The organism is Streptomyces mesophilus, assembly GCF_011044995.1.
In the GTDB taxonomy this organism is placed as follows: domain Bacteria; phylum Actinomycetota; class Actinomycetes; order Streptomycetales; family Streptomycetaceae; genus Streptomyces; species Streptomyces mesophilus.
In genome coordinates this window covers 1-25,607 of sequence record NZ_JAAKZW010000072.1, presented here as the reverse complement: position 1 = coordinate 25,607, position 25,607 = coordinate 1, and the positions used below count along the sequence as shown (strand labels likewise).

Genomic DNA, 25,607 nt, shown 5'->3' with positions numbered 1-25,607 from the left:
CATGGTGGGGGCTCGGGGCCGCCGGCGGCAGGCGGGACGACCCTGGTCGGACCCTGAGATTGTCCGTACGGGGTGGGGTGCGGGGGCCGGCGTACGCGCGGTCCCGTGCCTCAGGCGGCCGGCCAGCTGTACTCGAACTCGGGCAGTTCGAAGCCCTGCTCGAAGACGCAGACGCGTGCGCCGGTACGGACGGCGCCGTGGCGCTCGTAGAAGGAGACGGCGCGGGTGTTGGCGCGCAGCACCTCGAGGTAAAGGGCCCGCGCGGGGTGCTCGGCGGCGGCCCACGCGAAGGCGTGCCGAAGGAGCCGGCTGCCGATTCCGGTTCCGGTGCGGCCCGGCCGGGCGTGCAGGTTGTCCAGGAGGAGGCGGCCGTCGGGGCGGGGGAGGAGATAAACGAAGCCGGTGATCACCCCGTCCTCCTCGGCCACGAACAGAGCGGCACCGGGTTCGGGCCCGGACAGCCGGCCGCGCCAGAGCGCGAGCCGGTCCTCGTCCAAGGGGCCGTTCAGGAAGTCGTCCGGCATGATCCCCGCGTATGCCGTGCGCCAGCTCTCCGCATGCAGTGCGGCGATCGGTTCGGCATCGTCCCGTGCACCCGTTCTGATCATGGCCGGACTCTACGGGCCGTCATGGCCGGACTGCGCGGCCGGCTCAGGGGGAGGCAGAGGCGAGGGGGCCGTGCCCGCGCAGATCAGGGACGTCTAGGGGCCGAACCCTGATGCCGGGGCCCCCGCCCTCGTGTGAGGATCGAACACATGCCAGCCGCAGCACCGCCCGCACAGGAACCGCAGCCGCTGCGCAAGCTCTACCGCAGCGGCGAAGGCCGCTGGCTCGGAGGAGTCGCGCGCGGACTCGCCGGGCATCTCGGGCTGCCCGTCTTCTGGGTGCGGCTGATGTTCGTGGGCCTCTTCACGGCCAACGGTCTGGGCGCGCTGCTGTACGCCGCCTTCTGGTTCTTCGTGCCCCTTGGCGTCGGCGGCGTGACCACCGAGCGCCAGCACACCGTGACCACCGAGGTCGGTCCCGACGGGCGGCGCAAGCTGGTCGTGCGGAAGATCGACAAGGGGCAGTTCATCGCCTTCATCGCGATGCTCGTGATCGCGATGGTCTTCGTCGGCACCCTCGACATGGGCGGCCCGGCCCGCGCGTACCTCTGGCCGACGCTCCTGGTCGCGGCGGGTGTCGCCCTGGTGTGGCGGCAGGCGGACAACGCGCGCCGCGCCCGCTGGGTGGCCGTCGGCCGCAAGCGCCGCACCCTGAACATCGCCCGCACCCTGGCCGGGGTGGTCCTGGTCGGCACGGGCGTGACCGCCATCTTCGTACTGCAGAACTCGGCGCGTGAGCTGGGCTCGGTGCTGCAGGCGGCGCTCGCCGTATTCGTCGGCATCGCGCTGCTCGCCGGCCCCTATCTCGTACGGATGACGCAGGACCTCTCCCAGGAGCGCCTGATGCGCATCCGTGCGCAGGAGCGGGCCGAAGTCGCCGCCCACGTACATGACTCGGTGCTGCACACGCTCACTCTGATCCAGCGCAATGCGGAGAATTCCTCGGAGGTACGACGCCTCGCCCGCGCTCAGGAACGGGATCTGCGCAACTGGCTCTACAAGCCCGAGGGCACCGGCCGGATCGAGGAGCCGGAGACCTTCGCGGAAGCGGTGAAGATGGCGGCGGCCGAGGTCGAGGACAAGCACGGCGTACCGCTCGAGGTCGTCGTCGTGGGCGACTGCCCGCTCGACGAGAAACTGACCGCACAGATGCAGGCCGCGCGGGAAGCAATGGTGAACGCCGCCAAGTACGGTGGCGAGGGCGGGGCCGTCCAGGTCTACGCGGAGGTCGAGGGCCGCACGGTCTTCGTTTCGGTCCGCGACCGCGGACCGGGCTTCGATCTGGACTCCGTGCCGCAGGACCGCATGGGCGTACGAGAATCGATCATCGGCCGGATGCAGCGCCACGGCGGTACGGCGCGGCTGCGCGCGGTGCCGGACGGCGGTACGGAAGTCGAGTTGGAGATGGAGAGGGCGGAATCGTGAGCGACATGAACGAGCAGCCGGAGACCCTGGGCGCGGACGAGACCAAGGGCAGCGCTCGGCATGTCCGCGTCGTCCTCGTGGACGACCACCGGATGTTCCGCACCGGCGTGCAGGCCGAGATCGGCCGTACGGAGGTGACGGGCGTCGAGGTGGTCGGCGAGGCGGCCGACGTCGACCAGGCGGTCACGGTCATCACGGCCACGCGCCCCGAAGTCGTCCTCCTCGACGTACATCTGCCGGGCGGCGGCGGCGCCGAAGTGCTGCGCCGCTGCGCCTCGTTGATGTCCGCGGCCGAGAACCCGGTCCGCTTCCTCGCCCTTTCGGTCTCCGACGCGGCCGAGGACGTCATCGGCGTCATCCGCGGCGGCGCCCGCGGCTATGTCACCAAGACGATCACCGGTACCGACCTCGTCGACTCCATCTTCCGCGTCCAGGACGGCGACGCGGTGTTCTCGCCGCGCCTGGCCGGCTTCGTCCTCGACGCCTTCGCCTCCACGGACGCCCCGCCGGTGGACGAGGACCTGGACCGCCTCACGCAGCGCGAGCGCGAGGTGCTGCGTCTGATCGCGCGTGGTTACGCCTACAAGGAGATCGCGAAGCAGCTCTTCATCTCGGTGAAGACGGTGGAGTCCCATGTCTCCGCCGTGCTGCGCAAGTTGCAGCTCTCGAACCGGCATGAGCTGACGCGGTGGGCGACGGCGCGGCGGCTGGTCTGAGCCGTCGGGAGCCGACCGGACCCGCACCGCGGGTCTGAGCGCGCTCCCGGCAGCACGCGACGGTGCCTGCCGGCGGCAGGCACCGTCCGCTCGGATCCTCTACGGGCTGTGACCCCTCAGCGCCCTACCTGTCTTCCTACTTGACCTCGGTCGTGTAGACCGTGCAGGTCTCGCATCCCTTGTGCTGGGCCTTGCGGAACTTGCCGTTCGGACTGGTGAGCATGATGTGGCCGTCGTCGTGGCGCCAGGCTCCCCACGAGTCTCCGAGCACCCGGAGCCAGGCGTGCCCGGCGCATCCGTCGCCGCGCTTCCCGGTCGACGCCCATGTGTCGTAGACGTACCCCGTGTAGTTCGACCCGCAGCTCCGCGCCCACTTGATCTGGTTCCCGTAGTCGAGGATGACGTCGTCCGCCGTGGCGGTCGTCATCGTCAGCATCAACGTGGCCGTGGACGCCCCCAGTACTGTCGCTATACGCCTACGCATCCGACTCCCCCTCCGTTGGCCGGGCCCCGACTGGCCCGCACCGGTCGGCTCCACGCGCACCACGCAACCGCTCGATCACCGCGCGGCACCGGCCGGAACGGCCACACTGCCAGGTTGTGCTCTGAAGCAGCACCTGAAAACTTGCAGGGTCGCGCTCGACCTTCGGTGGTACTCACCGCCGAGCCGGGGCTGCCTCGTTGAGCTGTCTTCGTCGCGTACGCTCGGACGACGCCGCGTACCGACGCCTGAGTTCCGGCGCAGCAAAGAGCAGGCCGTCGCCGACACGAGGACTCATGAACCGTCGTATGGCCCAGGGGGCCTTGGCCGTTGGCTCGATCGGGGTTCTGATCGGCTTTGTGGACGTGATCATGGTGGGGCGCCCGGAGCCGTACCAGGCGCTCCCCGCAGTGATCGCTCTTGAAGCGGGTGCCGAACTGCTCAGGGGCCGACGGCCCAGGGCCGCGCGAGCGCTGCACGTCACCGGGTCGGTGCTGCTTGTGGTGGCCGGATCGGTCGCCGGGTTCGCGGCCTGGGCCGCGCTTCTCGCGGACGGGACCTACGACTGGCTGAACCTCGTCCTCGGAGTGGTGATGGTCGCGTACCTCGTCCTCAGCGCCGGCCGGCTGCGGGCCCGCCTACGAGGCGGGCGCCCTACCGCGCCACGAACTGCGTCAGAATCGCCTGCACCTCGTAGATGTTGACCCCCTTGGTGAAGGTCTTCTCGATCGGCGTCGCACTGCCCGAGACCCAGATCTTCAGCTCGGCGTCCAGGTCGAAGTGCCCCGCCGTCTCCACGGCGAAGTGCGTGATGCTGCGATACGGCAGCGAGTGGTACTCGACCTTCTTGCCGGTGAGCCCCTGCTTGTCGATCAGGATCATGCGCCGGTCCGTGAGCAGGATGGCGTCCCGTATCAACTGATAGGCCCCGTAGATCTGTTCACCCTGCCCGAGCAGCCGGGCATAGTCCTGGGCTGCCTTGCCCGGGTCGATGGTGTGGGCGTTGCCGAACAGTGCCACGTGGGTCCCCCGTCTGTAGTCCGTTTTCCGGTTGTTCAGTCAACGGGCGAGTTCGTACGTGAGTTCCCCAGGGGCGTTGAGCTCTCCAGGGTCCGGAGAACCCACTGACGATGACCGTTGGCCTTGGCGATCCCGAGCAGCCCGGTGACCCACAGCAGGGTCCCGGCGCCCAGCGCGAGCACCGCTTCGTAGCGGTCGTTCGCCGCATGCGTGCCGCCGAACGAGATCCACAGCCCGCCGACGCACGGCACCAACGACAACAGCAGCCAGGCAAGACTGAGCCCGGGCGCGCGCAGCGCCCGCACGGACTGCCGCTCCTCGTCCAACTCGATCCACGCCTCGGTCAGTTCGCGAACGCGACGGTCGCTGCGCGCCCCACGCACCACGATGATCACCGCGGGTACGAGGGCGGCGAGCCCGAGCAGCGCGCACACCGGCCCGAGGACGAACCCCATCACGTCCCCCGACCCCAGCCACAGCAGCGGCATGCACAACATCACCCAGCCGAACAACGCGAGCAGCCCCGTGAGCCACAACAGCACCAGCCGCCCGAGCCCAAGTCCACCGCCCCTCAGCGACTGCAGTGCACGTGAGCGGTCGGCGAGCAGCGAGCCGCGGTCGGGCCAGGTGGCTATGTGGCCAGGCGGGGGAGGGGGAGGGAGAGGCATGACATCCGCTGCTGGGTCGGGGGTGTGATCGGCCCTCGACGCTACCGGGTGGCCGGGGCGGCGTGTGCGGCAGTGATCGAACACACAGCGGGCATCGTTCCGATCGCCCGATCGTCTTGTCAGCCGCTGTTGCTACTGTGACTGAAGTGGCCTACGGGGGCCCGGTATTGACGGCGGACGACCACGGGGGACGCGATGAGCGGCGAAGGCGGACAGCCCCGGCTGCGCGCATCCGGCGACCGGCTGACGAAGCTCGCCGACGATCTCGACGACATGCAGACGTACCTGGACAAGCAGGTCAAGCGGATGGATGCGATCGTCGACAGCATCGAGGCGGGTTGGCGGGGGCCGGCGGCCAAGGCGTACCGGGACCTGCACAAAGGCGCGGCCGAGGACGCCGTACGGATCCGGATGGTCATCCAGCGACTTGAGCAGGCCGTACGGCTGAGCCGCGACGGGTTCTCGGAACGGGACCTGGACATCATGGAGCGCCTGCGCCAGATCCAGACCGAGACGGATGTGAAGGCGGAGGCGGCCGAGCTGTCGACGCCCAACACTCAGCCGCCGGCCGCTCCGCAAAGCCGGCTGTCGGATCTCTAGGCGCTGCGGGGGAAACGGGGAGACATGACGGACGACGAGCACATAACAGTCGACTTCGCGACGCTGCAACGCCTTTCGGGCGACCTTGAGGACATCCTCAAAAAGCTCAACGAGCAACTCGACCTGCTGCACGGCCGCGCCGAGAAGGTGGTGCTGACCTGGGAGGGCGAGGCGCGCGAGGTCTTCATCGACGAGCTCGACAAATGGGAGCGGTCGGCATCGGATCTGCGTGCGGCCCAGAAGTGGCTCCATGAGGTCGTGACCAAGGGGCACATCAACTACGCCGCGGCGCATCAAGCGGTGCTCCGGGGCTGGGGCGCGGGCTGATGGCGGGGCCTGGCAACCCGAGCGGCCCGCAGGGCCCCGGCCAGAACGGCACGATCGACGTCAAACCGTCGGACCTGTTTCGCGTCTCCGGCGGTGTCGCGCTGCAGCAGACGCCCATGGACAAGGGCGCCAAGGATCTGCTCGAGAAGCTGAAGGAGTACCCGGACGCCGGCGGTTACGGCACGGCTCCCCAGGCGTTCGCCACTTCCTACGTCAAGGTGGGCAACCGGTTCCTGGAGGTCTGGGCGAGGAGTGTCGTCAGCATCGGTGGAGCCGCCGTCGGCTTCACCGCCACGGCGAACAACTACGCCAAAGCCGAAGCCGCCAACGACCCTTCAGGCAAGACGAAAGCGGTGACGCAGCCGTTGCCGCAGGTCATCGAGAACGTGCCGAACTACGGTTCCGTGCCGAACCTCAAATGGGGCGACGACGACGGGGGTGACGACGTCATCCGCACCCTGCTCGAATGGGTGCCGGAGCCGGTCCGCGAGGTGCTCCGACCGATCGTCAAACACGCCTTCCGTATGGGGAAGGTGGCGGAGGTCTATCCGTATCCGCAGCAGCATTACCTCAACTCGCTGTCCAAGGCGTGGATGGCGATGACGATGACGCTCTCGATGTCCGAGAGCGCACTCACCGGCAACGTCAGCAGCATCACCCAGCAGAGCAACAGTGAATGGCACGACGCCATGCGACAGTTCTGCAGCTCGCTGTGGGGCACGACGGCGTGGGGCAAGAGCACCGCGGGCTACGAGTGGAAGCACGACTCGGCCTCCTCGCAGACCGCGACCCACCCCGTGATGACGGTGCTCTTCGATACGGCGCAGAAGGTCAGCGACCTCCTGTACGAGTTCGCCGAAGCGGCCGTCTACATCAACCGAGAGGTGTGGGAGGTCTATGAGGAGGCCATTCGCGACGCGATTCCCAAGGTCGAGGTGAATCTCAAGGACGGCGTCGGCATGGACGACGTCAAGGGACTCATCAAGGGCGTGGTCAAAGGTGTCGCCAAGGGCGCGGGCCAACTCGGTGCGGGCATCGTGCTGAACTTGGACACCGCCAGGCTGAACGCGATCGTCACCGCATACAACATCCGGGTCAACGCGTTGGTGCCGCGGATGGACGCGCTGATGGGGCCGCTGGACGAGGCGCATCGGAGTGCGCCGACATTTCGCGCTGAAGAGGCGCGTGCCGAGGCATTCGGTGCGCGGGCGCTGAATGAATTCAAACCCGAGCATCAGTACATGGTGCCGGGTGAGGACCCCAAGGATCACTTCTATCCGCTTGATCTCGCCAGCCAGGAAGGCATCGGGAACAGTCACGGAGTGGACAAGCATATTGGCCTGTCCGATGACCAGCTTACGCAGAGGCTGCGCGACCAAGGGAATGCGCCCTCCGCTTCGGCCTACAAAGATCTCCCCGCGGCTCAGCGTTTGACGCAAGCGACACTCGATGACATCGACAACGCCGATCGCATCGAGAAATGGATTGAGCGCGTGGAGCAACGGGAACGGAACAATCCTAACTTCGATCCCAACTCATCAAAGATTTCGCCGCCGTTGACTCTCACCCACGGTGATGTCACCGGTCGTACCGTCGAGCGAGCCGACTATGATGCCCACGGCATGGGGGCGACCGCGAGTGACGTGCGTTCCACGCAGGTTGCCCTGCAATACCGGAAGGGCCTGGACCCGCCCTTCGTGGTGATCACCTCGTATCCCGTGTCCCCCTGAGCCCCTCCAAGCATTTCGATGGAGCTGAACGCGACGTGATCTCGCACACCGGCAGTCTCTTCAACGAAGGTCCTGCCAGACGTGTCCTCGAGACCGCCCTCCGGGTGCAGGAGTCCGGTGGCTCGCTCGACCTGGACGCCGAGCTCAAGCGTGTGATCCGTACGTCACGCGCCACCGGTTCCTCGCGTTGGCTGTGCCCCGTGCCAGTCATCGCGGCGCTTCTCGATCAGACGGCGGACCTCACGGAGGCGGCGGACGTCACCGTTCCCCGCACGTTCGGCGAACGTCTGGACAAGGCGCGAGGGGAAACCTCGGGAGCCGAATACCTGCATACCCTGGCCGGTGTGATCCGGCTGCTCGAGCACGAGCCGGACGCTTCCTTCGAAGAACTCCCCATGGCCGAATGGGAAGTATCGGTGCGCTTTCCGGCGCTTTCTGGCTTCGGTCCCAACTGGATCTATGACGGCGAATATGAATCGCTCTCCGATTCGATCCAGGCCTTCATCGTTTCGGAGCATCCCTTCTGTGACGATGAACTTCATGGGATTGCAGGCGAGGCCCAGTTGCTCCTGGTGCTCTTCCCTGGCCCTCAGGCTATCGCTGCCAATATCGGCCGAGCGCTTCCGTGGGTAACACATGAGGTGCTTCGGGAGCTGTGCCGAGCAGTAAATGATCATATGTGGGCTGCGCATTCCGCCTCATGAGTTTCGCGCCAATTCCGGGGAGAGTTGAGAGAATGCCTGCACTGAATCGTTCCGCCACCTACCCCGACCGTGAAACCGCCCACTGGGCCACCCAGCAAGTGGTCACCCGTAACGAACAGCGAATCCACCGCTGGCTCGCCCAGGGCACCCGCCCCCGCCTCACCATCGAGGCAGCGTGGCCCTCCCGTGACGAGCCGGTGGGCCGCGTCCTGCTCCAGGCGATGATGCTGGTCGGCCGCGACCCCGTGGACGTCCGCGCCGCCCGTGTCGTGCTGAGGCGCGAGCCGAGCAGCCCGCACGGCTTCGTCGTGGCCACCACCGTCCCGATCTACCTGTAGAGGCCTGAGCGACCCATGCCCATGAAGCCCCTCGAATTCGACCGCCGCTACGGCGAGTTGGACCAGGTGATCAGCGCGTACCTCGGCATGCCCGCCGACGACGAGCCCGACAAGCCGAGCGAGGCCCTGCAGGCGTACCTGCGCCACACCTGGCACACCCGCCCCTGGGCCCTGGCCACCGCGGAGCAGCAGATCCGCGCATACGCCCGCAACCCGCCGGGCCGCCTGCGCCTGAGCCTCGGCGAGTTCTACCCCGTCCCCGACGTGGGTCTCCCCGAATCGGCCGTCCAGGACTGGCTGTTCACGATCGCCGACCACATCAAGGCGAGCATCGAAACAGGTTCGGTCCCGCCGACGTCCGTCCCCCGCACCCACTGGGAGTGGCACGCCCGCTTCCCCGAACTCGGCCAGTTCCTGGGCGGCTGGTTCTCCCAGGACATGCCGGACGAGTTCCCGGACCATGACGCGGCGGTACGCGACTACACCGACGCCACCGACCGGCACGTGGTCGCCCGCCTGGCAGGCGAACTGCGCGAACTTCTCACGCTCGACCTCGACGAATCCGACTACGCCCTCGCCGTAGCGGAGCTGGGGATGGAGGTGGATCCGCCCCAGCCGTACAGCCCGAGCGGCTGGCTGGCGCTGGTGGCCGAGCAACTGGGGGGTGGCGGGTTCCGAGCGGACTACGGTCCGCCGTCGTCAGCGGATGGTGGCAACGGCGACGTGCGTGAGTGAGATCCGTATCGCGTTGCACTCGGTGCTCAAAGACGCCCCCTTCCCGGAAGTGGCCGGCGCGAAGAGCCGGCTCGCGTACAGCAGTGACGGTGGAAGCGGCCGACTCCATCCGCGGCTGCCCCTCCTCAGGGCGTCGACGGGCTGAGGTGGCGGGATGACCGTGCCCTTGAACTGGTGCTGTCCTCGCCGCAGACCGATCAGGACGAGAACTGGCCGGGCCCGGAGTCGTATACCAGCTGCGTCATCGAGCGCGAGGACTGGTCGTTCGACGGCGCACTCCTGTGGAGGGTGCCGACCGACACGTGGGACGGCACCTGGGCCGCGCGCGACACCTCCAACCCGGGTGTGGGCGACGGGGGATACGATCCACCGCCCACCCGGCTGTTCACCCGCTGCTCCACCACGCACAACGGGCACACGTTCGCTCGGGTCTCGGTCGGCGTGACCGACCGAGGTACGGCAGTCGTGGGGACGAAGGAGGGCCAGATGTTGCTGTTCCGGCGGAGCTTCGAGGAGGGCCGGGCCCGGCCGTCAGGGGCCGGCTGACACGATGGACCGATGCCGATCTTCGCCCACTTCGTCTTGAGCACCGGGCCTGTCCACCACCTCGCCGCTCTCGCCGCGGAGGCACGTTCGTCGGCGGATGCGGACCCTCTGGAGTGGCAGGTGCTGCGCTATGCGCGCCTCGCGGGCTACGCCCACCCCAGACGCAGCCCGGCCTGGAGCCTGCAACACGCGGCCTTCCAGCTCGACTACTTCGCCGAGACCTACGACGAGGAGATCTTCGCGTCCTGCTCACCCAGTACCAAGGAGACCTGGCTGACCGCTGCCGGCGAGGCTTCGGTGCCGGCGTTCATGAGCGACCTCGCCGGCCTGCTGCGTATCGCCGAGCGAGAGCCACCGCCCGGCTACGCCGAAGTGCCCCTCGCACGATGGGAGGCCAAGGCGCGGTACCCACGGCTTTACGGCGGGATATGGCCGTTCTCGACGGGTGACTTCGAGACGTACGAGCAAGCGATCAAGGACGTCGTGGAGAGCGAGCACCCGCTCTACTGTCACGAGGATCTGGTCGAGTTGCTGGGCCAGAGCATGGAGGTGCTCGAACTCTCCGCCGCCTCACCCGAATTCGCCTCGGACATCGCCGCGTATGTGCCGAAGGAGACCCGCAGGGTTCTGCCGGACCTGGTCGCGGCGATGGCTGATCACATCATGCGGGCACACGTGGGCGAGGCCGACCGCGGGGCGTGATCCGCCGGCCGTGTCACAGCGGGCCGGGCTCTCTCGTCCCGTACGTGACAGCGCCCCGCCAACGCAGGAGAGAACATGAACACCGCCCTCTGGATCGTCACCGCCCTGCTCGCCACCGCCTACCTCTTCGGTGGCGCCGGCAAAGTGGTCCTCGCCAAGGAACGGATCTACGCCTTCGGTCCCAGCGCCCACTGGACCGAGGACTTCAGTGAGGCGGGCGTCAAAGGTATCGGGGCCGTCGAGGTGCTTGCCGCGGTCGGGCTTGTCCTGCCCGCCGTGACCGGTATCGCGCCCGTGCTCGTGCCCGTCGCGGCTGTCGGGATCATGGTGCTGATGGCGGGGGCCGCCGTCGTGCGGTTCCGGCGCAAGGAGTTCAAGCTCGTGGCCGTCGACCTCGCGTACTTCGCCCTCGCCGCCTTCGTGGCCTGGGGCCGCTTCGGGCCGGAGGCGTTCTGAGGTCGATGGACACCGCCGGACCCGGCCGGCCCCCAACAGGCCCGACCGGACCCGCACCCGCGGTCTCACGACACCCGCGTAGCCCCCGCGAACGGCATGGAGTCCACCGGCGCAAGGCGCACCGGCGCCGACGGATTCGGGGCGTGGATCATCTGGCCGTTCCCCACGTAAAGCCCCACATGGCTGATGCCCGAGTAGAAGAACACCAGGTCGCCCGGGGCGAGTTCGGAGCGCGAGACCCGCTGGCCCGCATTGATCTGCGTATACGTCGTACGGGGAAGGGAGACGCCCGCCGAGCGGTACGCCGCCTGCGTCAGCCCCGAGCAGTCGAAGGCGCCCGGGCCCGAGGCGCCCCACACGTAGGGGCTGCCCAGCGCGCCGTACGCGAAGGAAACGGCTTGTGCGGCACGGGCGTTGGGGGCCTTGAGCGAGCCGCGGGGCATCTCGCGCGACGCGCGGTCCCCGGATGCGCCGTCGGCGTAGGAGGCCTGCTGTGCGGGGGAGAGCGTGGCGAGCAGCTCGCGGGCCTTGTCCAGCTTGCCGTTGATCTCGGCCTTGCGCTGCTTCAACACCGCCTGGTGCTCCCGCAGTTCGTCGAGCTGCCGGGCCGCCTCGCTGCGCAGCTGCTCGATCTCGCGCAGGTCGTCCCGTACGCCCTCGATGGCCGAAGCCTGCCGGCCGGCCGTCTGCGCGGCGAACGAGGCGCTGTCGAGGAACTCCTGCGGATCGGACGCGAGGGCCAGCTGCATCGTCGGGTCGATCCCGCCGGAGCGGTACTGCTCGGTGGCCGCGTGCCCCAGCGCCGTACGCGCCTCGTTCAGCTTGTCGCTCTTGCGGGCGGCCTCGTCCTGAAGCTCGTTGATCGCGCCGCGGGCCTTCTGGGCCTTCTCCCGCGCCCCGTTGTACTTCTCGGTGGCGACCTCCGCCTCGTGGTAGAGCTTGTCGACCTTCGCCTTCACCTGGGCCGGGGTGAGCCGGGGCTCCGCCTGGCCCGATCCCTCGAAGAGGGTCGTGGACGCGGCGCCGGCCAGAGCCAGGGTCAGTGCGGTACGTGCGGTGTTGCCGGTGATCGAGCCGGTGAGCGAACGCGGTTTGGGCTTGCGATGCGCGGCCAACCTCAGACACTTCCTTACGCGTCCGGCGGCGGCCCGCACAGGGGGAGCGGGCCGCCGCCGGACCTCTCGGCGGTAGTGACCGACTACCGCCCGGATCTTGCTCGGGCGGCGGTGGGGAGCCGGTCACTGGGCAAGGACGCTAAACCTCTCCGTCACGGGGTGGTGACGGAAAGTGCGGAAGTGGTCTCGTATGCCGTGATGCCGACCGCATATGACCGCGCGCGGGATGCTGCGTGCCAGAGGGACGCGGAGAGCTGACCGATACGCCCGAAGCGCCGGTTCCCGAGCGGGTCATGTGCTACGGACCCGGACACAGGAGGCGTTCGTGCACCCTCTAGGCTCCGGGCCATGGACGTACTCATCAACGTGTTCGTCGCGCTGCACATCATCGGCATCGCCTCGCTGCTCGGCGGTTTCCTCACGCAGATGAAGGCGATGGGCGAGAACGCCGCGCGCTTCACCCCGGCGATGCTGCACGGCGCGCTCACCATGCTGGTCACGGGCGTGGCCCTGGTCGGCCTCAACCAGGCCGACGACCAGACGGTGAACAACATCAAGATCGGCGTGAAGCTCGCCGTCCTGATCGTGATCCTCGGTCTCGTCTACGTGAAGCGTGACGAGGAGAAGGTCGACAAGCCGATGTTCGCGGCGGTCGGCGCACTGACCACCGCGAACATCTTCATCGCGACCCTCTGGACCTGATTTCCGGTCCTGATTTCCCGCTACGCCGGGCGTACGACGCTGTGGATCGGCATGTAGTAGATCGACTCGACCCGCACATTGGCGCCCGGCTTCGGCGCGTGGATCATCTCGCCGTTGCCGACGTAGATGCCCACATGGCTGATGTCGTCGTAGAAGAAGACCAGGTCACCGGGCTTGGCGTTGTCGACGCTCACCGTCGTGCCGACCTTCACCTGGTCCCAGGTGGTGCGCGGCAGTGAGATCCCCGCCTGCGCCCACGCCTTCTGCGTGAGACCGGAGCAGTCGTACGAGTCGGGGCCTGCCGCTCCCCATACGTACGGCTTGCCGATCTGGGACTGCGCGAACGCGATCACCTTCTCGGCCTTGGCCGCGTAGGAGTCACCGGAGTCGGAGCCGGAATCGGCGGGCGGATCGGCCGGCTCCTCGGCGGCCTCCTCCTGCGCGGCCTCTTCCTTGGCGGCCTCCTCGGCCGCCGCCTTGCGCTTGGCCTCTTCCTCCGCGGCCTGCTTACGGGCCAGCTCCTCGGCCTTGCGCTTGGCCTCGGCCTCCCGCTTGCGCTCCAGCTCGGCGAGGCGCTGCTTCTCCTCTTCCGTCAGCTTGGAGAGCAGCTCACGTGCCTCGCCCAGCTTCTTCTGTACGTCCTGCTTGCTGGTCTTGAGGTCGCCCTCGGACTCGGAGAGCTGCGCGAGGGAGTCGGTGGCCTCGTCCCGCTTGTCGTTCGCCTGCGTCTGCAGCGACTTGAAGTCCTCGACGGCCTTCTGCTGCTGGCCGGAGAGCCGCCCCATCAGCTGGCGCTGCGCGAAGTAGTCGTCGGGGTTGTCCGAAAGGAGAAGGACGGCGGTGTCGGATGAGGTGCCGTTGCGGTACTGCGCGGCCGCGATCTGGCCGAGCTCGCGCCGGGCGTCGTTCACCTTCTCGGTGCGCTGGGCGACCTCGTCCTGGAGGTTGTTCAGCTTGTCGCGCTGCTGGTCGGACTTCTCCTTGGCCAGGTTGTACTTCTGGGTGGCGGTGCCGGCCTCGCGGTAGAGATCGTCGACTTTCTTCTGCACCTCCTCGAGGGAGGGCTTGTCGGGCTCGGCGGGCGCGGCGTTCGCGGTCTGCGCCAGCAGCGCCACGGAGGTCAGCGCGGCCGAGGTGATCCCGACGGCATGCGAGGTACGTATTCGACTGGTCCGCGGCTTGCGGTGCGACGCCAAGACCGGCGCTCCTTCCAGTTGGCGCCTACCGGGTTAGCTGTCGGGTTCGGGCGGTATGGAAGGTCTGCCCTACGGGACGTTGGGGGCGTCCCGATTCACCCCAGGTGTTGGGTGGGTCCCCGGCTCCGGATCGCCTTGACGGCGCCCCGGACTCAGCGCAGGCCACGCGGTCCCGGCGATGATCGCCGGCGGGGGTACGAGCGGCCCGGAAGCACGCTAGCCAACTCGTGTGGCTGCTGTGAAGGTTGATGTGCGATATGCCCGATACATTTTCGTGACCTTGATGACTCCGCGCCGGCGCCACCGTCCGCTATGTCTTCGCTTGTCACCACAACAGGAGTTTTACCGAGGCGCCTTGACCGCGGACGTCACGCCTGCCTGACTCCTCCAGCGATTCCTCCTGCAAACCCTCCGGTAATCTGACGCTTTCCCCACAAGGAGTTGCGTAAGTGGAGTTCCGGCTGCTCGGAGCGGTTTCCGTCGCCACCGAGACCGGTGAACTGCCACTCGGCCCCGCCAAGCGGCGCAGCCTGCTCGCCGCGCTGCTGCTGCGGCCCAACCACCCTGTTCCCGTGGACCAGTTGACGGCCGCGCTGTGGGACCACGAGCCGCCGACGCGGGCCCGGAGCGTGATCCAGGGCCATGTGTCCCGGCTGCGGGCCCTGTTCGCGGAGGTGGAAGCGGACGTATACGGGGTCGAACTGCTCACGCAGGGCACGGCCTACGTGCTGCGCATGCCGGAGAGCCTCCTGGACGCCCACCGCTTCGAGGAGCTGGTGGCGCTGGCCCGCGGCCAGCGGATACCGGCCGACGCCGTCGCGATGTACCAGGAGGCCCTCTCGCTGTGGCAGGGACCCGCCCTGACCGGAGCGCACCCGAGCCCGCCGCTGCTGGCCGCCGCGCACGCCCTTGAGGAACTGCGGCTCGCCTCCGTGGAACTGCTGGCCGCCGAGTACACCCGGCTCGGCGAGCACGCGCGCGCCGCTGCCGTGCTGCGCGCGGAGGCGGACGCCCATCCGCTGCGCGAATCGCTGTCCGCCGCGCTGATGACGGCCCTGCAGCGGGCGGGCCGCCGCTCGGACGCGCTGGACTGGTTCCACCGCACGCGGCGGCTGCTCGCCGATGAGCTGGGCGTCGATCCGGGGCGCGAGCTGGCGGACGCGTACGCGGTGGCGTTGCGGGGGGAGGAGTGGGGCGAGCCGGGAGTCGCGCGCGGCGGCACGGGCGTCGTCGCGGAACCGCCCTCGCCGTCGACGACACCCGTATCGCCCCTGCGGCCGGAACCGCCCTCGCCGTCGACGACACCCGTATCGCCCCTGCAACCGGAGCCGCACTCCGCCGAGCCGCCCGCTCCCGGACCGCACACTGCTGAGCCGCCGTCTCCCACCCCCCTCGCCGACACCATCGACCTCCTGCCCCGCATGCCGCGCGGCTTCCACGGCCGGGCCGCCGAACTCACCGCCCTGTCCCGCGCCGCCGCCGGCGAGGCCCCCGTGTGCCTGGTCACCGGACCCGCGGGCGTGGGCAAGACGGCCCTTGTCGTGCACTGGGCGCACCGCAACCGTGCCGCGTTCCCCGGCGGGCTGCTCTACGCCGACCTGCGCGGTTTCAGCGACACCGGCACCGTGCCCCGTATCGAGGTGCTGCGGGAATTCCTGCTCGCGCTCGGGGTCGCGCCGCGCCGGATACCCGAGTCGGCCGAGGGCGCGTCCGCGCTGTTCCGTTCCCTTGCCGCCGACCGCCGGCTCCTCGTCGTACTGGACAACGCGCACGGTTCCGCACAGGTCAGAGAGCTGCTGCCGGGTGGCACCGACTGCGTCACGGTCGTCACCAGCCGCTACCGGCTGCGCGGCCTGATCGCCTCCGACGCCGCCCGCCCCGTGCCCGTCGACGTCCTCGGCCCGGACGACGGCACCGCGCTGCTCGCCGCCGTACTCGGCAAGGAGCGGGTGCTCGCGGAGGCGGTGGCCGCGCGCCGCCTCGCCGAACTCTGCGGTGGTCTGCCGCTCGCCCTGCGGGTCGCCGCCGCCCGCCTCGCGGACCAGCCGGACTGGTCGCTGAGCGAGATGAGCGCCGAACTGTCCGACGCCTCCCGCAGGTTGAGCCTCCTGGATGTGGAGGACACGGGCGTACGCGCCGCCCTGCGGCTCACCGTGAGCCGGCTCCCCGAGGCCGCCGCGCACCACTTCGCCCACCTCGGCAGGCACCCCGGCACCCACTTCGACCGCTGCACCGCCGCCGCCCTCGCGGGTACGGACCCGGACGCTGCGGAGGCCGCCCTCGACCGGCTCGCCGCGGCCCACCTCGTCATCCGTACGGCGCCGGGGCGCTGGACGCTGCACGATCTCGTACGGCTGTACGCGCGTGGCCTGGACGCCGACCCCGAGGCGTTGCTGCGGGTGCTCGACCACACCGTGGCCACCGCCCTGGCCGCGGCGGTTGCCGCCGAACCCGGCGACGAGCCGTGCTTCGACCTGCCCGCCGACTTCCAACAGCCCTCGGCCATACGGGAGTTCCGTGGCCGCGAGGACGCCATGGCCTGGTACGCCGCCGAACGCGACGACCTGACCCTGGCGGCGGGCGCCGCGCACGCCGCCGGACTGCACGGCAGGACCTGGCGGATCGTGCTCGGTCTGTGGCCGCAGATGGCGTGGCGGGTCCGCGACGGCTGGACTCCCTTGCTGCGTACGGCACTTGAGGCGGCCCGCGCCGACGGGGGCCTCCGGGCCGAGGGGCGTGTCCTGGCCCTGCTCGGCTGGATCCTGACCGAGGAGGGCCTCGTACAGGAGGCGTTGGAGCACCTGGAAGCCGCCCCGGCGCTCGCGTCCCGCGCGGGCGATCCGCACGGCGAGGCCACGGCGCTGGTCAACCTGTCGCTCGCCCGGGCCGCACTCGGCAGCCCGCGGGAGGCCGCCGAAGGGTGCGTACGGGCGGCGGAACTGGCGCGTGCGGCAGGTGACCGGCACATCGAACGCCTGGCCCTGCACCACCTCGCCCGGCACCGACTCGACGCCCGGCAATGGAAGTCGGCCCTGGACACGGCCACCGCCGCGCTCGCACTCGACGGCTCCCCGGACCCCTCGGGCGCCTCCCGGGTGCTGCTCCTCACGGCGGCCGGGGAGGCGCTGCTCGGCCTGGGCGAGCAGGCCGAGGGCATCCGGCGCCTGGAGAGCGCGGCCGACGAGGCGGAGGCCGCCGGCTACGACGAGGGTGCGGTGCGGGCGCTCGGCGCGCTGCTCGAGGTGTCGGCGGACGTGGGCCTGCGCGCGCGATACGACACGGCTCGTCTGCGGCTCACTGCACGGAGCTGATCGGCTCCTGACCCCTGCGCCCGCGCGGACCTGACCCGCTCCTGCCTCTCGCAGCTCGTGCCCGTACGCCCCTGACCTGCCCTTTCGTCGGACCGCGGCGGACGTCAGCGGGACGTCAGCGCGGCGTGAGCGAAGCGCCAGCGGGCCGGGACAAGCTGGTCCCGCACCACGGCGGAGTCGACCGCTCCGCGCCAGATCCGCACCACCGCACGGGGGAACCTCATATGCGCACCAACCGAATCCGTACCAGCCGAATCCGCACCACCGTCCTGACCGCTGCCGCCACCGCCGCCCTGGCCCTGAGCCTGACCGCCTGCGGAGGTTCGGGCGGGGGCAAGGGCGCGAAGGCCGACGCCGGCAAGAGCGCGGGCAGCACCTCGGGCTCGGAGGGCTCGGGGAAGTCGGACGGCCAGGACACGGACTCCAAGTCCTCCGAGGGCAACGGGACTTCCGACGGATCCGGCTCCAGCTCCGACTCCAGCTCCGACTCCGGCGACACCACCGACCAGGCGGCCGCGGGCTCCACCGCCACCCAGCCGTGCAAGGGCGACGAGCTGTCGATCTCCGTGCAGCACCGCTTCCCCGCCGAGGAGGGCGAGCACCTGCTGATCACCGCGCGGAACGCCGACTCCAAGCCCTGCTGGGTCACCTCGTACCCCTCGGTCATGCTCGGGGACACCGCTACCGTCCTCGGCCACTCGTCCAAGGACCCGTCCTCCGGCAGCGCCAAGATCACGGTCAAGCCGGGCGGCCAGGTCTACTCCGCCGTGGCCCTCTTCGTGGACGGTGAGACGAGCAACACGTCGAGCGGGCTCTCCCTCGCCCTGCGCGACCAGGGCGGCGACACCGGTCCGGGGTACGAGAACGGCGCCGTCGACGACAAGGGCGGGGAGTCGGAGTTCACCTGGGACAGCGCGGACGTCACGCACTGGAACACCGCGAAGCCGTACGACTTCTGAGACCGGAAACCGACTTTCCGGGCGTCACCGCCCCACTTCCGAGCGTCACCACCGTCCCGGGTTCGCGAACCCGGGACGGGCTGTCAGTGGAGCCGCCTAGACTCGGTAGGCGATGAGCAGCCTCTTTGACGACAGCTTTCTGGCGGACCTCCAGGCCAAGGACACGGGCAAGCACCACGCCCCGCCGCCACCCCCCGAGGACGAGGGGCCGGAAGAGATTCCGGCCGACTTGTTCGGCGGGAAGTTCGACGCGCCCGCACAGCGCGACGCCTACTACCGCGACGGCGCCCCCCGCCCGGTCCTCGACGGCGCCGCGCTGCTCGACGGGCTGAACGAGAATCAGCGCGCCGCCGTGACGCACAGCGACACCCCGCTGCTCATCGTGGCCGGCGCAGGCTCCGGCAAGACCCGCGTCCTGACCCACCGCATCGCGTATCTGCTCGCCGAGCGCAATGTGCACCCGGGCCAGATCCTCGCGATCACCTTCACCAACAAGGCCGCGGGCGAGATGAAGGAGCGCGTCGAGGAGCTGGTCGGCCCGCGCGCCAACGCGATGTGGGTGATGACCTTCCACAGCGCGTGCGTACGGATACTGCGCCGCGAGTCGAAGAAGCTCGGCTTCACCTCCTCCTTCTCGATCTACGACGCCGCCGACTCCAAGCGCCTCATGGCCCTGGTCTGCCGCGATCTCGATCTCGACCCGAAGCGCTTCCCGCCCAAGGCCTTCAGCGCGAAGATCTCCAACCTCAAGAACGAGCTCATCGACGAGGAGGACTTCGCCGGCCAGGCCGCCGACGGCTTCGAGAAGACGCTCGCCCAGGCCTACGCGATGTACCAGTCGCGCCTGCGCGAGGCCAACGCGCTCGACTTCGACGACCTGATCATGACGACGGTCAACCTCCTGCGGGCCTTCCCGGACGTCGCCGAGCACTACCGCCGCCGCTTCCGGCACGTCATGGTCGACGAGTACCAGGACACCAACCACGCGCAGTACGCCCTGGTGCGCGAGCTGGTCGGCACCGGGCCGCGCGACGAGGACGTACCGCCGGCCGAGCACGAGCTGCCGCCCGCCGAGCTCTGCGTGGTGGGTGACGCGGACCAGTCGATCTACGCGTTCCGCGGCGCCACGATCCGCAACATCCTGGACTTCGAGGACGACTACCCGAACGCGACGACGATCCTCCTGGAGCAGAACTACCGCTCCACCCAGACGATCCTGTCGGCCGCCAACGCGGTCATCGAGCGCAACGAGTCCCGCCGCCCGAAGAACCTGTGGACCAACGCGGGCAACGGGGCGCAGATCACCGGCTATGTCGCCGACACCGAGCACGACGAGGCCCAGTTCGTCGCCGAGGAGATCGATCGCCTCACCGACGCGGGGGACGCGAAGGCCGGCGACGTCGCGGTCTTCTACCGTACGAACGCGCAGTCCCGTGTCTTCGAAGAGATCTTCATCCGCGTCGGCCTGCCCTACAAGGTCGTCGGCGGCGTCCGCTTCTACGAGCGCAAGGAAGTCCGGGACGTCCTCGCGTATCTGCGCGTGCTCTCCAACCCCGAGGACACGGTCCCGCTGCGCCGGATCCTCAACGTGCCCAAGCGCGGTATCGGCGAGCGCGCCGAGGCCATGATCGACGCCCTGTCGCTGCGCGAGAAGATCACCTTCCCGCAGGCGCTCGGCCGCGTCGACGAGGCGTACGGAATGGCGGCCCGCTCCACCAACGCCGTCAAGCGCTTCAACACGCTGATGGAGGAGCTCCGTACGATCGTCGAATCCGGCGCGGGCCCGGCCACCGTCCTGGAGGCCGTGCTCGAACGGACCGGCTATCTCGCCGAGTTGCAGGCCTCCACCGACCCGCAGGACGAGACCCGCATCGAGAACCTCCAGGAACTCGCCGCCGTGGCCCTGGAGTTCGAGCAGGAGACCGAGGACGGCGCTGTGGCATCAGAGGCTGCCGCCTCGGGGCCCTCGCTCTCCGACTTCCTGGAGCGTGTCGCCCTGGTCGCCGACTCCGACCAGATCCCCGACGAGGAAGAGGACGGCTCCGGCGTCATCACCCTGATGACCCTGCACACCGCCAAGGGCCTCGAATTCCCGGTCGTCTTCCTGACGGGCATGGAGGACGGCGTCTTCCCGCACATGCGCGCGCTCGGCCAGACCAAGGAGCTCGAGGAGGAGCGCCGGCTCGCGTACGTGGGCATCACGCGCGCCCGCGAGCGCCTCTACCTCACCCGCTCCACCCTGCGCAGCGCCTGGGGCCAGCCCGCGTACAACCCGCCGTCCCGCTTCCTGGAGGAGATCCCGGCCCACCACCTGGAGTGGAAGCGCACCGGCGCCAAGCTCGGCGCCGCGCCCTCCACGGGCCCGGCGGCCTCGGTGGCCTCCTCGCTCTCGTCCACGATGGCGGCCCGCTCCCGGCGCGGCACGTCCTCCGGCTTCGCTACCGGCGACAAGCCGATGGTCTCGCTTGCGGTCGGGGACCGGGTCACGCACGACCAGTTCGGGCTCGGCACGGTCGTCGGCGTCGAGGGCGCGGGCGACAAGGCACGCGCCACGATCGACTTCGGCGATACGAAGCCGAAGGTGCTGCTGCTGCGGTACGCGCCGGTGGAGAAGCTGTAGCCGGCTGAGATACGTCAATGGGGTGGCCCCTCCGCTTCGGAGAGGTCACCCCATGTTGCTTGCGGCCCGTTGGCTCAGCTCGGGTCGATCCCGTGGCTGCGCAGCCAGGGCAGCGGGTCGATCGCGGAGCCGCCGGCCGGGCGGACCTCGAAGTGCAGATGCGGGCCCGTGGAGTTGCCGGAGTTCCCCGAGTACGCGATCACATCGCCGGCCTTGACCGAACCGCTGCGGATCTTCGTGCTGGAGAGGTGGCAGTACCAGGTCTCGGTGCCGTCGGGCGCCGTCACTATGGCCATGTTCCCGTACGCGCCGTTCCACTGCGTGCGCACGGTGCCGTCCGTCGCGGCGAGCACCTCGGTGCCGTACGAGACCGGGAAGTCGATGCCCGTGTGCACGGACATCCAGTTCACACCGGCCTGCCCGTAGTACGCGCTCAGTCCGTGCTGCTTGACCGGGAGCGAGAACTTGGGGCGCAGCGCCTCCTTGCGGGCGGCCTCCTCGGCCTTGCGCTTCTTCTCGGCCTCCTGGCGTTCCTTGAGGTCGAGGCGCTCCTGCGTACGGCTCGCGCGGTCCGCGAACTCATTGGCGTCGGCGGAGAGTTCGGTGAGCTGGGTGTCCAGCTTGTTGTTCGCGGCGGCCGTCTCGACGGAGCTGGGATCGGGCGCGGCCTGCGACTTCGGCTCCTCGTTCCCGCCCATCGAGCCGACCACGGAGGCGGCGGCGACCCCGGCCACACCCAGCGCGCACACGGACGGCACGGCCACGGTGAGCAGCGCGGAACGCTTGGCGGGGGTGCGGCGCCGGCCGCGGGAGCCGGAGCGCTGGGGGCGGGGGCTGTGCGCCACCCGTACCGGCTCGGGCTCGTCGTTGTCGTCGTGGCCGACGGTGACCGGCGCGTCGAGCAGCTCGGTCTCACCGTAGGGGTTGTCCTGGCTCTCGTACGAGGAGGAGGAAGCGCTCTCGTTCTCGTACGGGGAGGCGGTGTCGGCCTCGTAGGCGTGGGGCTCGTACGAACCGGCCTCGTAGGAACCGGTCTCGTGCGAACCGGCCGCATAGGAACCGGTCTCGTAGGAGGTCGGCCCGCTTTCGTAGGAGGTCGCGCCGCTCTCGTAGGAGCCGAGCGTCTCCGTCTCGTAGGAGCCCGGCGTCTCCGACCCGTACGAGCCGGTCGTTTCCGTCCCGTACGCGGTCTCGGTGCCGGCGGAGTTCCAGGCGGTGGCGTCGTAGGAACCGGTGTCGGCGTACCCGTAGGCGCCGGTGGTCTGCCACTGGCCGGTGGTGTCCCACTGCTCGGCGCTCTGCGGGCCGGGCTGCGCGGGGATGTCGGTGAGCGCCTGGTATCCGGCGCTCGCCCACATGGCGGTCGTGTCGTGGCCGCCGGTGTCGTAACTGCCGTTCGCGTAGCCGCCGGTGTGCTGTGCGGGGTACGCGTCGTAGGTGGTGGCGCCGTCGGTGCCGTAAGTCTGTGTCTGCTCGGGGGCGGTCCACTGGGTGCTGTCCCACTGGCCGCTCTGCGAGGCGTCGTACGTCCCCGGCATCGCCCCGAAGAGGGGGTCGGAGTCGAAAGCGGTGGTGTCGAAGGCACCGGTTGCATAGCCGCCGTGTCCGGTGGCGTAGCCGTGCTGTTCGTTCACCAACTTCTCTTTCGCCTCGACAACAAGGGGGCGGAGCAGTGCGGTGACTGTACCCGGCAGTGTGCGACGCCGACAATCTTCGGCAGGTTTCGTGGGTGGGGGAAACGGGCATTCGGCCGCCTTTCGGCGGACTGTGGGCACACCTTTGGCCTTGTGTTCGAAGGCTGTTCGAGGATTTTGGCCTCTGTGGCGGTGTGGATCAGGCGCTGGGCGGCGGCTCGGATCAGGCGCTGGGCGACGTTTCGCAGTCGGCCAGCACCTCGCCGATCACATGGCGCGCCGTCGCCGCCATCCGCGGGTTGGTCTCGCGGTAGTAGGAGAGCTCGAGCAGCGCGATCGACAGGGCGAGTCCCCGGCCCCGTACCCAACTCGCCTCATCGGCACCGACGGCGGAGCGGAACTCCGGGCGCGCCTCGGCGGGCAGCACGTACCAGGCGGTGATCAGGTCGACGGTCGGATCGCCGATGCCGACCAGGCCGAAGTCGATGACGGCGGCGAGCCGGCCGTCCTCGACGAGCAGATTGCCCGGCTGCAGATCGCCGTGCATCCAGCGGTCAGGACCGTCGTACGCGGGGGCGTCGAGGGCCTGCTGCCATACGGTCGCTGCCGCTTCGGTGTCGATCACGCTCGTGAGCCGGGCGAGCGCCGTGCGCGTCGCCTCGTCGCGGGGCCCGAGCGGACCGCCGCGGCCGCAGCGCGGCGCGCCGGAGGTGTCGAAGCGGCGCAGCGCCGTGATGAACCCGGCCAGGTCGGCGGCCAGTTCACACGGTTTGTCGACCGCTCCGGCCGTCGGTGTCGTGCCGTCGAGCCAGCGGTATACGGACCACAGCCACGCGTACCCCTCGGCGGGTGCTCCCTTGGCGAGCGGCGCCGGGATCGGGACCGGAAGGTGTCCGGCCAGCTTCGGCAGCCAGTCGAACTCGCTCTCCACCTCGTCGTCGGAGCCGGCGCGCAGCGGCAGCCGTACGACCATGGCGTCGCCGAGCCGGTACAGCGCATTGACCGTCCCCGGTGAATCCACCAGCTCGAGCGGCAGCCCGGACCACTGCGGAAACTGTCCGTCGATCAGCCGCCGCACCAGCGCCTCGTCGATGTCCGCCTGGTCGGCATGCATCTTGCGCGGCTTGTTGCCCGTCTCGGAGGTGGTCATCGGGGCATCGAACTCGGCGGCGCCGGGGCTGGTCAACTGAATTGCGGCGTACGGGCGGTGGGAGCGGACTGCCCGGCGTACGGGCGGTGGGAGCGGACTGCCTCAGGCCACGGACACCGCTCCCCGCGCACCGGCCGGAACGGCGTCGTCGTCGATCGCCTGCCGGATGCCGGTGGCGACCGCGGGGTGGACCGGCAGGGCGAGATGACCGATGCCGCTCACCCGCACGTTGTGCGCGAGCAGGTCGGGGTGCTCGACGCAGGCGGTCTCCAGCGGCACCATCAACTGGTCCAGATCGCTCCAGAAGCTGACGAAACGGGTGCGGCATCCGGGCGCGGGCCCGGCCAGTTCGGCGACTACGTCGGAGCCGGGCCGCATCTGGCGCACGATCGGGTGCGCGTTCATCGCGGGCACGACCCGGGTGCCGCTGTGCGGGGTGCCGAGCGTGACCAGGGTGCGGACGCGGGCGTCGCCGCCCTGGCACTGGACGTAGTAGCGCGCGATCAGGCCGCCGAGGCTGTGCCCGACGATGTCCACCTGTTCCTGCCCGGTCCGCGCGCAGAGCTCTTCGACATGGGCGCCGAGCAGCCGGGCCCCCTCGCGGATGTCACAGGTCAGCGGTGAGTAGTTGAGCGAGGTGAGATGGCGGCGGCCGTGCCGGGCCAGGGTGCGGCGCAGCAGGACGAAGACGGACCGGTTGTCGATGAAGCCGTGCAGGAGCACGACCGGGCGGTCGTGCGGTCCGGCGGGCAGGCGGGGAGTGTCCTCGGTGTCCTCGGGTGGGGGAGGAGCGGGACGTTCCTGGCTGATTCCGGACGGATAGAGCAGAACGTGCCCGGTGAGGATGGCGAGTTCGAGCGCGGTGGCCTTGAGGAGCGCGGACGACGCCAGGCAGAGGTGCGGTGTCCGGATCAGCTGTGTCCAGGTGGGCAGAAGCAGGGGCAACGACTTGAGGATCTTGAGAAGCCTCACGGCCTCCATGAGCCGACCTCCAAAACGGCGCACGGAGAACTTCTCTGTCCCCCGTGAGCCCACATGGGGCGCCTTGGCGGCGGCCGTGACCTGATGCCTCGCTGATGGCACCGCACCACCACGCCGTGCGGCTGCCGGCGCGGTGGTGCGGCGACCTCCTGCGGCTCCCCTGAGCGCGGATCCCGGGCTGCGGGGTCGAGTCGGCTCGGCCGCTGCTTGCGGGTGCCGCGCATGGCGAACGTGTCCCACGTGTGATTTCCCCCTCGGTCCTGACCGTGAAACTGCCGGTTGCGGGATGGTGGCGATAACGTTCGTTCACTTCTTCCGGTGCCTCGCTGTGAGGTTCCCGGCGCTCCCGGGCACACTTCAGGGGGCCCGCACAACTTGCTCGACATGGAGGCAGCGATGGGTGCGACAACCGGTCCGATCCGCGTGGTGGTCGCCAAACCCGGTCTCGACGGCCACGACCGCGGTGCGAAGGTGATCGCGCGGGCGTTGCGCGACGCCGGCATGGAGGTCATCTACACGGGCCTGCACCAGACGCCCGAGCAAATCGTCGACACGGCCATCCAGGAAGACGCCGACGCGATCGGCCTCTCGATCCTCTCCGGCGCGCACATGACCTTGTTCGCCAAGGTCATCGAGCTCCTCAAGGAGCGGGACGCCGAGGACATCAAGGTCTTCGGCGGCGGCATCATCCCCGAAGAGGACATCCCCCCGCTGAAGACCCTGGGCGTCGCGGAAATCTTCACCCCGGGGGCCACGACGGGGGCGATTGTGGAGTGGGTGCGGGGGAACGTGGCGTAACTTCAGCCCCGCCGGCGTTTGAGGCGATCTTTCAGCCCCTGCGGCGCTTGAGCAGATCCGAACGAAGTGCGGATGCGGGGTCCGGGGC

25 protein-coding genes and 1 riboswitch are annotated in these 25,607 nt (G+C 69.6%); of the genes, 16 read left to right on the top strand and 9 right to left on the bottom strand.

Annotated features, from left to right (window positions below):
• Positions 1 to 110 precede the first annotated feature (110 nt).
• Positions 111 to 608 carry a GNAT family N-acetyltransferase gene (locus G6045_RS18730; protein WP_165333133.1) on the bottom strand — a complete coding sequence of 166 codons (498 nt, stop codon included), beginning with the start codon at positions 606 to 608 and terminating at the stop codon, positions 111 to 113.
• Between the two features lie 147 nt (positions 609 to 755).
• Here G6045_RS18730 and G6045_RS18725 point away from each other — a divergent pair, with 147 nt between their 5' ends.
• Together G6045_RS18725 and G6045_RS18720 are read left to right on the top strand one after the other, a co-directional pair.
• A complete protein-coding gene (locus tag G6045_RS18725; RefSeq protein ID WP_165333132.1) occupies positions 756 to 2,030 on the top strand; it encodes an ATP-binding protein in 1,275 nt (424 codons plus the stop codon).
• A gap of 5 nt (positions 2,031 to 2,035) precedes the next feature.
• Positions 2,036 to 2,746, top strand: coding sequence for a LuxR C-terminal-related transcriptional regulator (locus G6045_RS18720; RefSeq protein WP_165333143.1), 711 nt, complete (start codon positions 2,036 to 2,038; stop codon positions 2,744 to 2,746).
• A gap of 136 nt (positions 2,747 to 2,882) precedes the next feature.
• Here the strand turns inward: G6045_RS18720 and G6045_RS18715 are convergent, their stop codons facing one another.
• The 3 genes from G6045_RS18715 to G6045_RS18705 all read right to left on the bottom strand — a co-directional run bounded on the left by G6045_RS18715 (position 2,883) and on the right by G6045_RS18705 (position 4,915).
• Positions 2,883 to 3,230, bottom strand: coding sequence for a hypothetical protein (locus G6045_RS18715; protein WP_165333131.1), 348 nt, complete (start codon positions 3,228 to 3,230; stop codon positions 2,883 to 2,885).
• A 651-nt stretch (positions 3,231 to 3,881) separates the two neighbouring features.
• Entirely contained in the window at positions 3,882 to 4,247 is a 366-nt protein-coding gene (locus tag G6045_RS18710) for a PH domain-containing protein (RefSeq protein WP_052581041.1), read from the bottom strand.
• 35 nt (positions 4,248 to 4,282) lie between these two features.
• Positions 4,283 to 4,915, bottom strand: coding sequence for a hypothetical protein (locus G6045_RS18705; protein ID WP_165333130.1), 633 nt, complete (start codon positions 4,913 to 4,915; stop codon positions 4,283 to 4,285).
• Positions 4,916 to 5,110: 195 nt separating this feature from the next.
• On the opposite strand from G6045_RS18705, the gene G6045_RS18700 reads away from it, so the two are divergent.
• The 9 genes from G6045_RS18700 to G6045_RS18660 all read left to right on the top strand — a co-directional run bounded on the left by G6045_RS18700 (position 5,111) and on the right by G6045_RS18660 (position 11,053).
• Positions 5,111 to 5,515, top strand: a complete 405-nt coding sequence (locus G6045_RS18700; protein WP_165333129.1) for a WXG100 family type VII secretion target — start codon at positions 5,111 to 5,113, stop codon at positions 5,513 to 5,515.
• Between the two features lie 24 nt (positions 5,516 to 5,539).
• Entirely contained in the window at positions 5,540 to 5,842 is a 303-nt protein-coding gene (locus G6045_RS18695; RefSeq protein WP_165333128.1) for a WXG100 family type VII secretion target, read from the top strand.
• Positions 5,842 to 7,572: an RNase A-like domain-containing protein gene (locus G6045_RS41505; protein WP_235968024.1), complete on the top strand. Its 1,731-nt coding sequence runs from the start codon at positions 5,842 to 5,844 to the stop codon at positions 7,570 to 7,572. The genes G6045_RS18695 and G6045_RS41505 overlap by 1 nt, the downstream gene beginning before the upstream one ends.
• A gap of 35 nt (positions 7,573 to 7,607) precedes the next feature.
• Positions 7,608 to 8,276 carry a hypothetical protein gene (locus tag G6045_RS18685; RefSeq protein WP_165333127.1) on the top strand — a complete coding sequence of 223 codons (669 nt, stop codon included), beginning with the start codon at positions 7,608 to 7,610 and terminating at the stop codon, positions 8,274 to 8,276.
• Positions 8,277 to 8,308: 32 nt separating this feature from the next.
• Positions 8,309 to 8,614 carry an RNase A-like domain-containing protein gene (locus G6045_RS18680; protein WP_165333126.1) on the top strand — a complete coding sequence of 102 codons (306 nt, stop codon included), beginning with the start codon at positions 8,309 to 8,311 and terminating at the stop codon, positions 8,612 to 8,614.
• A 15-nt stretch (positions 8,615 to 8,629) separates the two neighbouring features.
• Positions 8,630 to 9,349, top strand: coding sequence for a contact-dependent growth inhibition system immunity protein (locus G6045_RS18675; RefSeq protein WP_165333125.1), 720 nt, complete (start codon positions 8,630 to 8,632; stop codon positions 9,347 to 9,349).
• 174 nt (positions 9,350 to 9,523) lie between these two features.
• A complete protein-coding gene (locus G6045_RS18670; protein WP_165333124.1) occupies positions 9,524 to 9,895 on the top strand; it encodes a hypothetical protein in 372 nt (123 codons plus the stop codon).
• A 12-nt stretch (positions 9,896 to 9,907) separates the two neighbouring features.
• A complete protein-coding gene (locus tag G6045_RS18665) occupies positions 9,908 to 10,597 on the top strand; it encodes a hypothetical protein (RefSeq protein ID WP_165333123.1) in 690 nt (229 codons plus the stop codon).
• A 75-nt stretch (positions 10,598 to 10,672) separates the two neighbouring features.
• Positions 10,673 to 11,053, top strand: coding sequence for a DoxX family protein (locus G6045_RS18660; RefSeq protein ID WP_165333122.1), 381 nt, complete (start codon positions 10,673 to 10,675; stop codon positions 11,051 to 11,053).
• A 65-nt stretch (positions 11,054 to 11,118) separates the two neighbouring features.
• Here G6045_RS18660 and G6045_RS18655 read toward each other — a convergent pair whose 3' ends face one another.
• The gene (locus G6045_RS18655; RefSeq protein WP_165333121.1) at positions 11,119 to 12,168 is read right to left on the bottom strand and encodes a C40 family peptidase; all 1,050 of its coding nucleotides are present in this window, start codon (positions 12,166 to 12,168) and stop codon (positions 11,119 to 11,121) included.
• 348 nt (positions 12,169 to 12,516) lie between these two features.
• Between G6045_RS18655 and G6045_RS18650 the strand changes: the two genes are divergently transcribed.
• The gene (locus tag G6045_RS18650; protein WP_165333120.1) at positions 12,517 to 12,870 is read left to right on the top strand and encodes a hypothetical protein; all 354 of its coding nucleotides are present in this window, start codon (positions 12,517 to 12,519) and stop codon (positions 12,868 to 12,870) included.
• Positions 12,871 to 12,890: 20 nt separating this feature from the next.
• Here G6045_RS18650 and G6045_RS18645 read toward each other — a convergent pair whose 3' ends face one another.
• Positions 12,891 to 14,066: a C40 family peptidase gene (locus G6045_RS18645; RefSeq protein ID WP_165333119.1), complete on the bottom strand. Its 1,176-nt coding sequence runs from the start codon at positions 14,064 to 14,066 to the stop codon at positions 12,891 to 12,893.
• 6 nt (positions 14,067 to 14,072) lie between these two features.
• A riboswitch (cyclic di-AMP (ydaO/yuaA leader) is annotated at positions 14,073 to 14,234 on the bottom strand.
• Between the two features lie 281 nt (positions 14,235 to 14,515).
• Here G6045_RS18645 and G6045_RS18640 point away from each other — a divergent pair.
• From G6045_RS18640 to pcrA, 3 genes are all read left to right on the top strand, one after another.
• Positions 14,516 to 17,377, top strand: coding sequence for an AfsR/SARP family transcriptional regulator (locus tag G6045_RS18640; RefSeq protein ID WP_165333118.1), 2,862 nt, complete (start codon positions 14,516 to 14,518; stop codon positions 17,375 to 17,377).
• A 224-nt stretch (positions 17,378 to 17,601) separates the two neighbouring features.
• Complete coding sequence (locus tag G6045_RS18635; protein WP_206343893.1) at positions 17,602 to 18,336, top strand: DUF4232 domain-containing protein; 735 nt, start codon at positions 17,602 to 17,604, stop codon at positions 18,334 to 18,336.
• Positions 18,337 to 18,448: 112 nt separating this feature from the next.
• Positions 18,449 to 20,956 (top strand): DNA helicase PcrA, encoded by a 2,508-nt coding sequence (pcrA, locus tag G6045_RS18630; protein WP_165333117.1) that lies wholly within the window; start codon positions 18,449 to 18,451, stop codon positions 20,954 to 20,956.
• Between the two features lie 74 nt (positions 20,957 to 21,030).
• On the opposite strand, the gene G6045_RS18625 is transcribed toward pcrA, so the two are convergent.
• The 3 genes from G6045_RS18625 to G6045_RS18615 all read right to left on the bottom strand — a co-directional run bounded on the left by G6045_RS18625 (position 21,031) and on the right by G6045_RS18615 (position 24,712).
• Complete coding sequence (locus G6045_RS18625; protein ID WP_165333116.1) at positions 21,031 to 22,590, bottom strand: M23 family metallopeptidase; 1,560 nt, start codon at positions 22,588 to 22,590, stop codon at positions 21,031 to 21,033.
• Between the two features lie 223 nt (positions 22,591 to 22,813).
• Positions 22,814 to 23,740, bottom strand: a complete 927-nt coding sequence (locus tag G6045_RS18620) for an aminoglycoside phosphotransferase family protein (RefSeq protein ID WP_235968022.1) — start codon at positions 23,738 to 23,740, stop codon at positions 22,814 to 22,816.
• A 102-nt stretch (positions 23,741 to 23,842) separates the two neighbouring features.
• The gene (locus G6045_RS18615; RefSeq protein WP_408056343.1) at positions 23,843 to 24,712 is read right to left on the bottom strand and encodes an esterase/lipase family protein; all 870 of its coding nucleotides are present in this window, start codon (positions 24,710 to 24,712) and stop codon (positions 23,843 to 23,845) included.
• A 405-nt stretch (positions 24,713 to 25,117) separates the two neighbouring features.
• Here G6045_RS18615 and G6045_RS18610 point away from each other — a divergent pair, with 405 nt between their 5' ends.
• Positions 25,118 to 25,519 (top strand): cobalamin B12-binding domain-containing protein, encoded by a 402-nt coding sequence (locus G6045_RS18610; protein WP_165333114.1) that lies wholly within the window; start codon positions 25,118 to 25,120, stop codon positions 25,517 to 25,519.
• Positions 25,520 to 25,607 lie beyond the last annotated feature (88 nt).

What these genes read in the sequence shown, in the direction of transcription:
- G6045_RS18730 (WP_165333133.1), bottom strand. Translation starts at nt 608, where the DNA reads ATGATCAGAACGGGTGCACGGGACGATGCCGAACCGATCGCCGCACTG.
- G6045_RS18700 (WP_165333129.1), top strand. Translation starts at nt 5,111, where the DNA reads ATGAGCGGCGAAGGCGGACAGCCCCGGCTGCGCGCATCCGGCGACCGG.
- G6045_RS18660 (WP_165333122.1), top strand. Translation starts at nt 10,673, where the DNA reads ATGAACACCGCCCTCTGGATCGTCACCGCCCTGCTCGCCACCGCCTAC.
- G6045_RS18680 (WP_165333126.1), top strand. Translation starts at nt 8,309, where the DNA reads ATGCCTGCACTGAATCGTTCCGCCACCTACCCCGACCGTGAAACCGCC.
- pcrA (WP_165333117.1), top strand. Translation starts at nt 18,449, where the DNA reads ATGAGCAGCCTCTTTGACGACAGCTTTCTGGCGGACCTCCAGGCCAAG.
- G6045_RS18705 (WP_165333130.1), bottom strand. Translation starts at nt 4,915, where the DNA reads ATGCCTCTCCCTCCCCCTCCCCCGCCTGGCCACATAGCCACCTGGCCC.
- G6045_RS18675 (WP_165333125.1), top strand. Translation starts at nt 8,630, where the DNA reads ATGCCCATGAAGCCCCTCGAATTCGACCGCCGCTACGGCGAGTTGGAC.
- G6045_RS18720 (WP_165333143.1), top strand. Translation starts at nt 2,036, where the DNA reads ATGAACGAGCAGCCGGAGACCCTGGGCGCGGACGAGACCAAGGGCAGC.
- G6045_RS18715 (WP_165333131.1), bottom strand. Translation starts at nt 3,230, where the DNA reads ATGCGTAGGCGTATAGCGACAGTACTGGGGGCGTCCACGGCCACGTTG.
- G6045_RS18620 (WP_235968022.1), bottom strand. Translation starts at nt 23,740, where the DNA reads ATGACCACCTCCGAGACGGGCAACAAGCCGCGCAAGATGCATGCCGAC.
- G6045_RS18695 (WP_165333128.1), top strand. Translation starts at nt 5,540, where the DNA reads ATGACGGACGACGAGCACATAACAGTCGACTTCGCGACGCTGCAACGC.
- G6045_RS18665 (WP_165333123.1), top strand. Translation starts at nt 9,908, where the DNA reads ATGCCGATCTTCGCCCACTTCGTCTTGAGCACCGGGCCTGTCCACCAC.
- G6045_RS18650 (WP_165333120.1), top strand. Translation starts at nt 12,517, where the DNA reads ATGGACGTACTCATCAACGTGTTCGTCGCGCTGCACATCATCGGCATC.
- G6045_RS18635 (WP_206343893.1), top strand. Translation starts at nt 17,602, where the DNA reads ATGCGCACCAACCGAATCCGTACCAGCCGAATCCGCACCACCGTCCTG.
- G6045_RS41505 (WP_235968024.1), top strand. Translation starts at nt 5,842, where the DNA reads ATGGCGGGGCCTGGCAACCCGAGCGGCCCGCAGGGCCCCGGCCAGAAC.
- G6045_RS18725 (WP_165333132.1), top strand. Translation starts at nt 756, where the DNA reads ATGCCAGCCGCAGCACCGCCCGCACAGGAACCGCAGCCGCTGCGCAAG.
- G6045_RS18610 (WP_165333114.1), top strand. Translation starts at nt 25,118, where the DNA reads ATGGGTGCGACAACCGGTCCGATCCGCGTGGTGGTCGCCAAACCCGGT.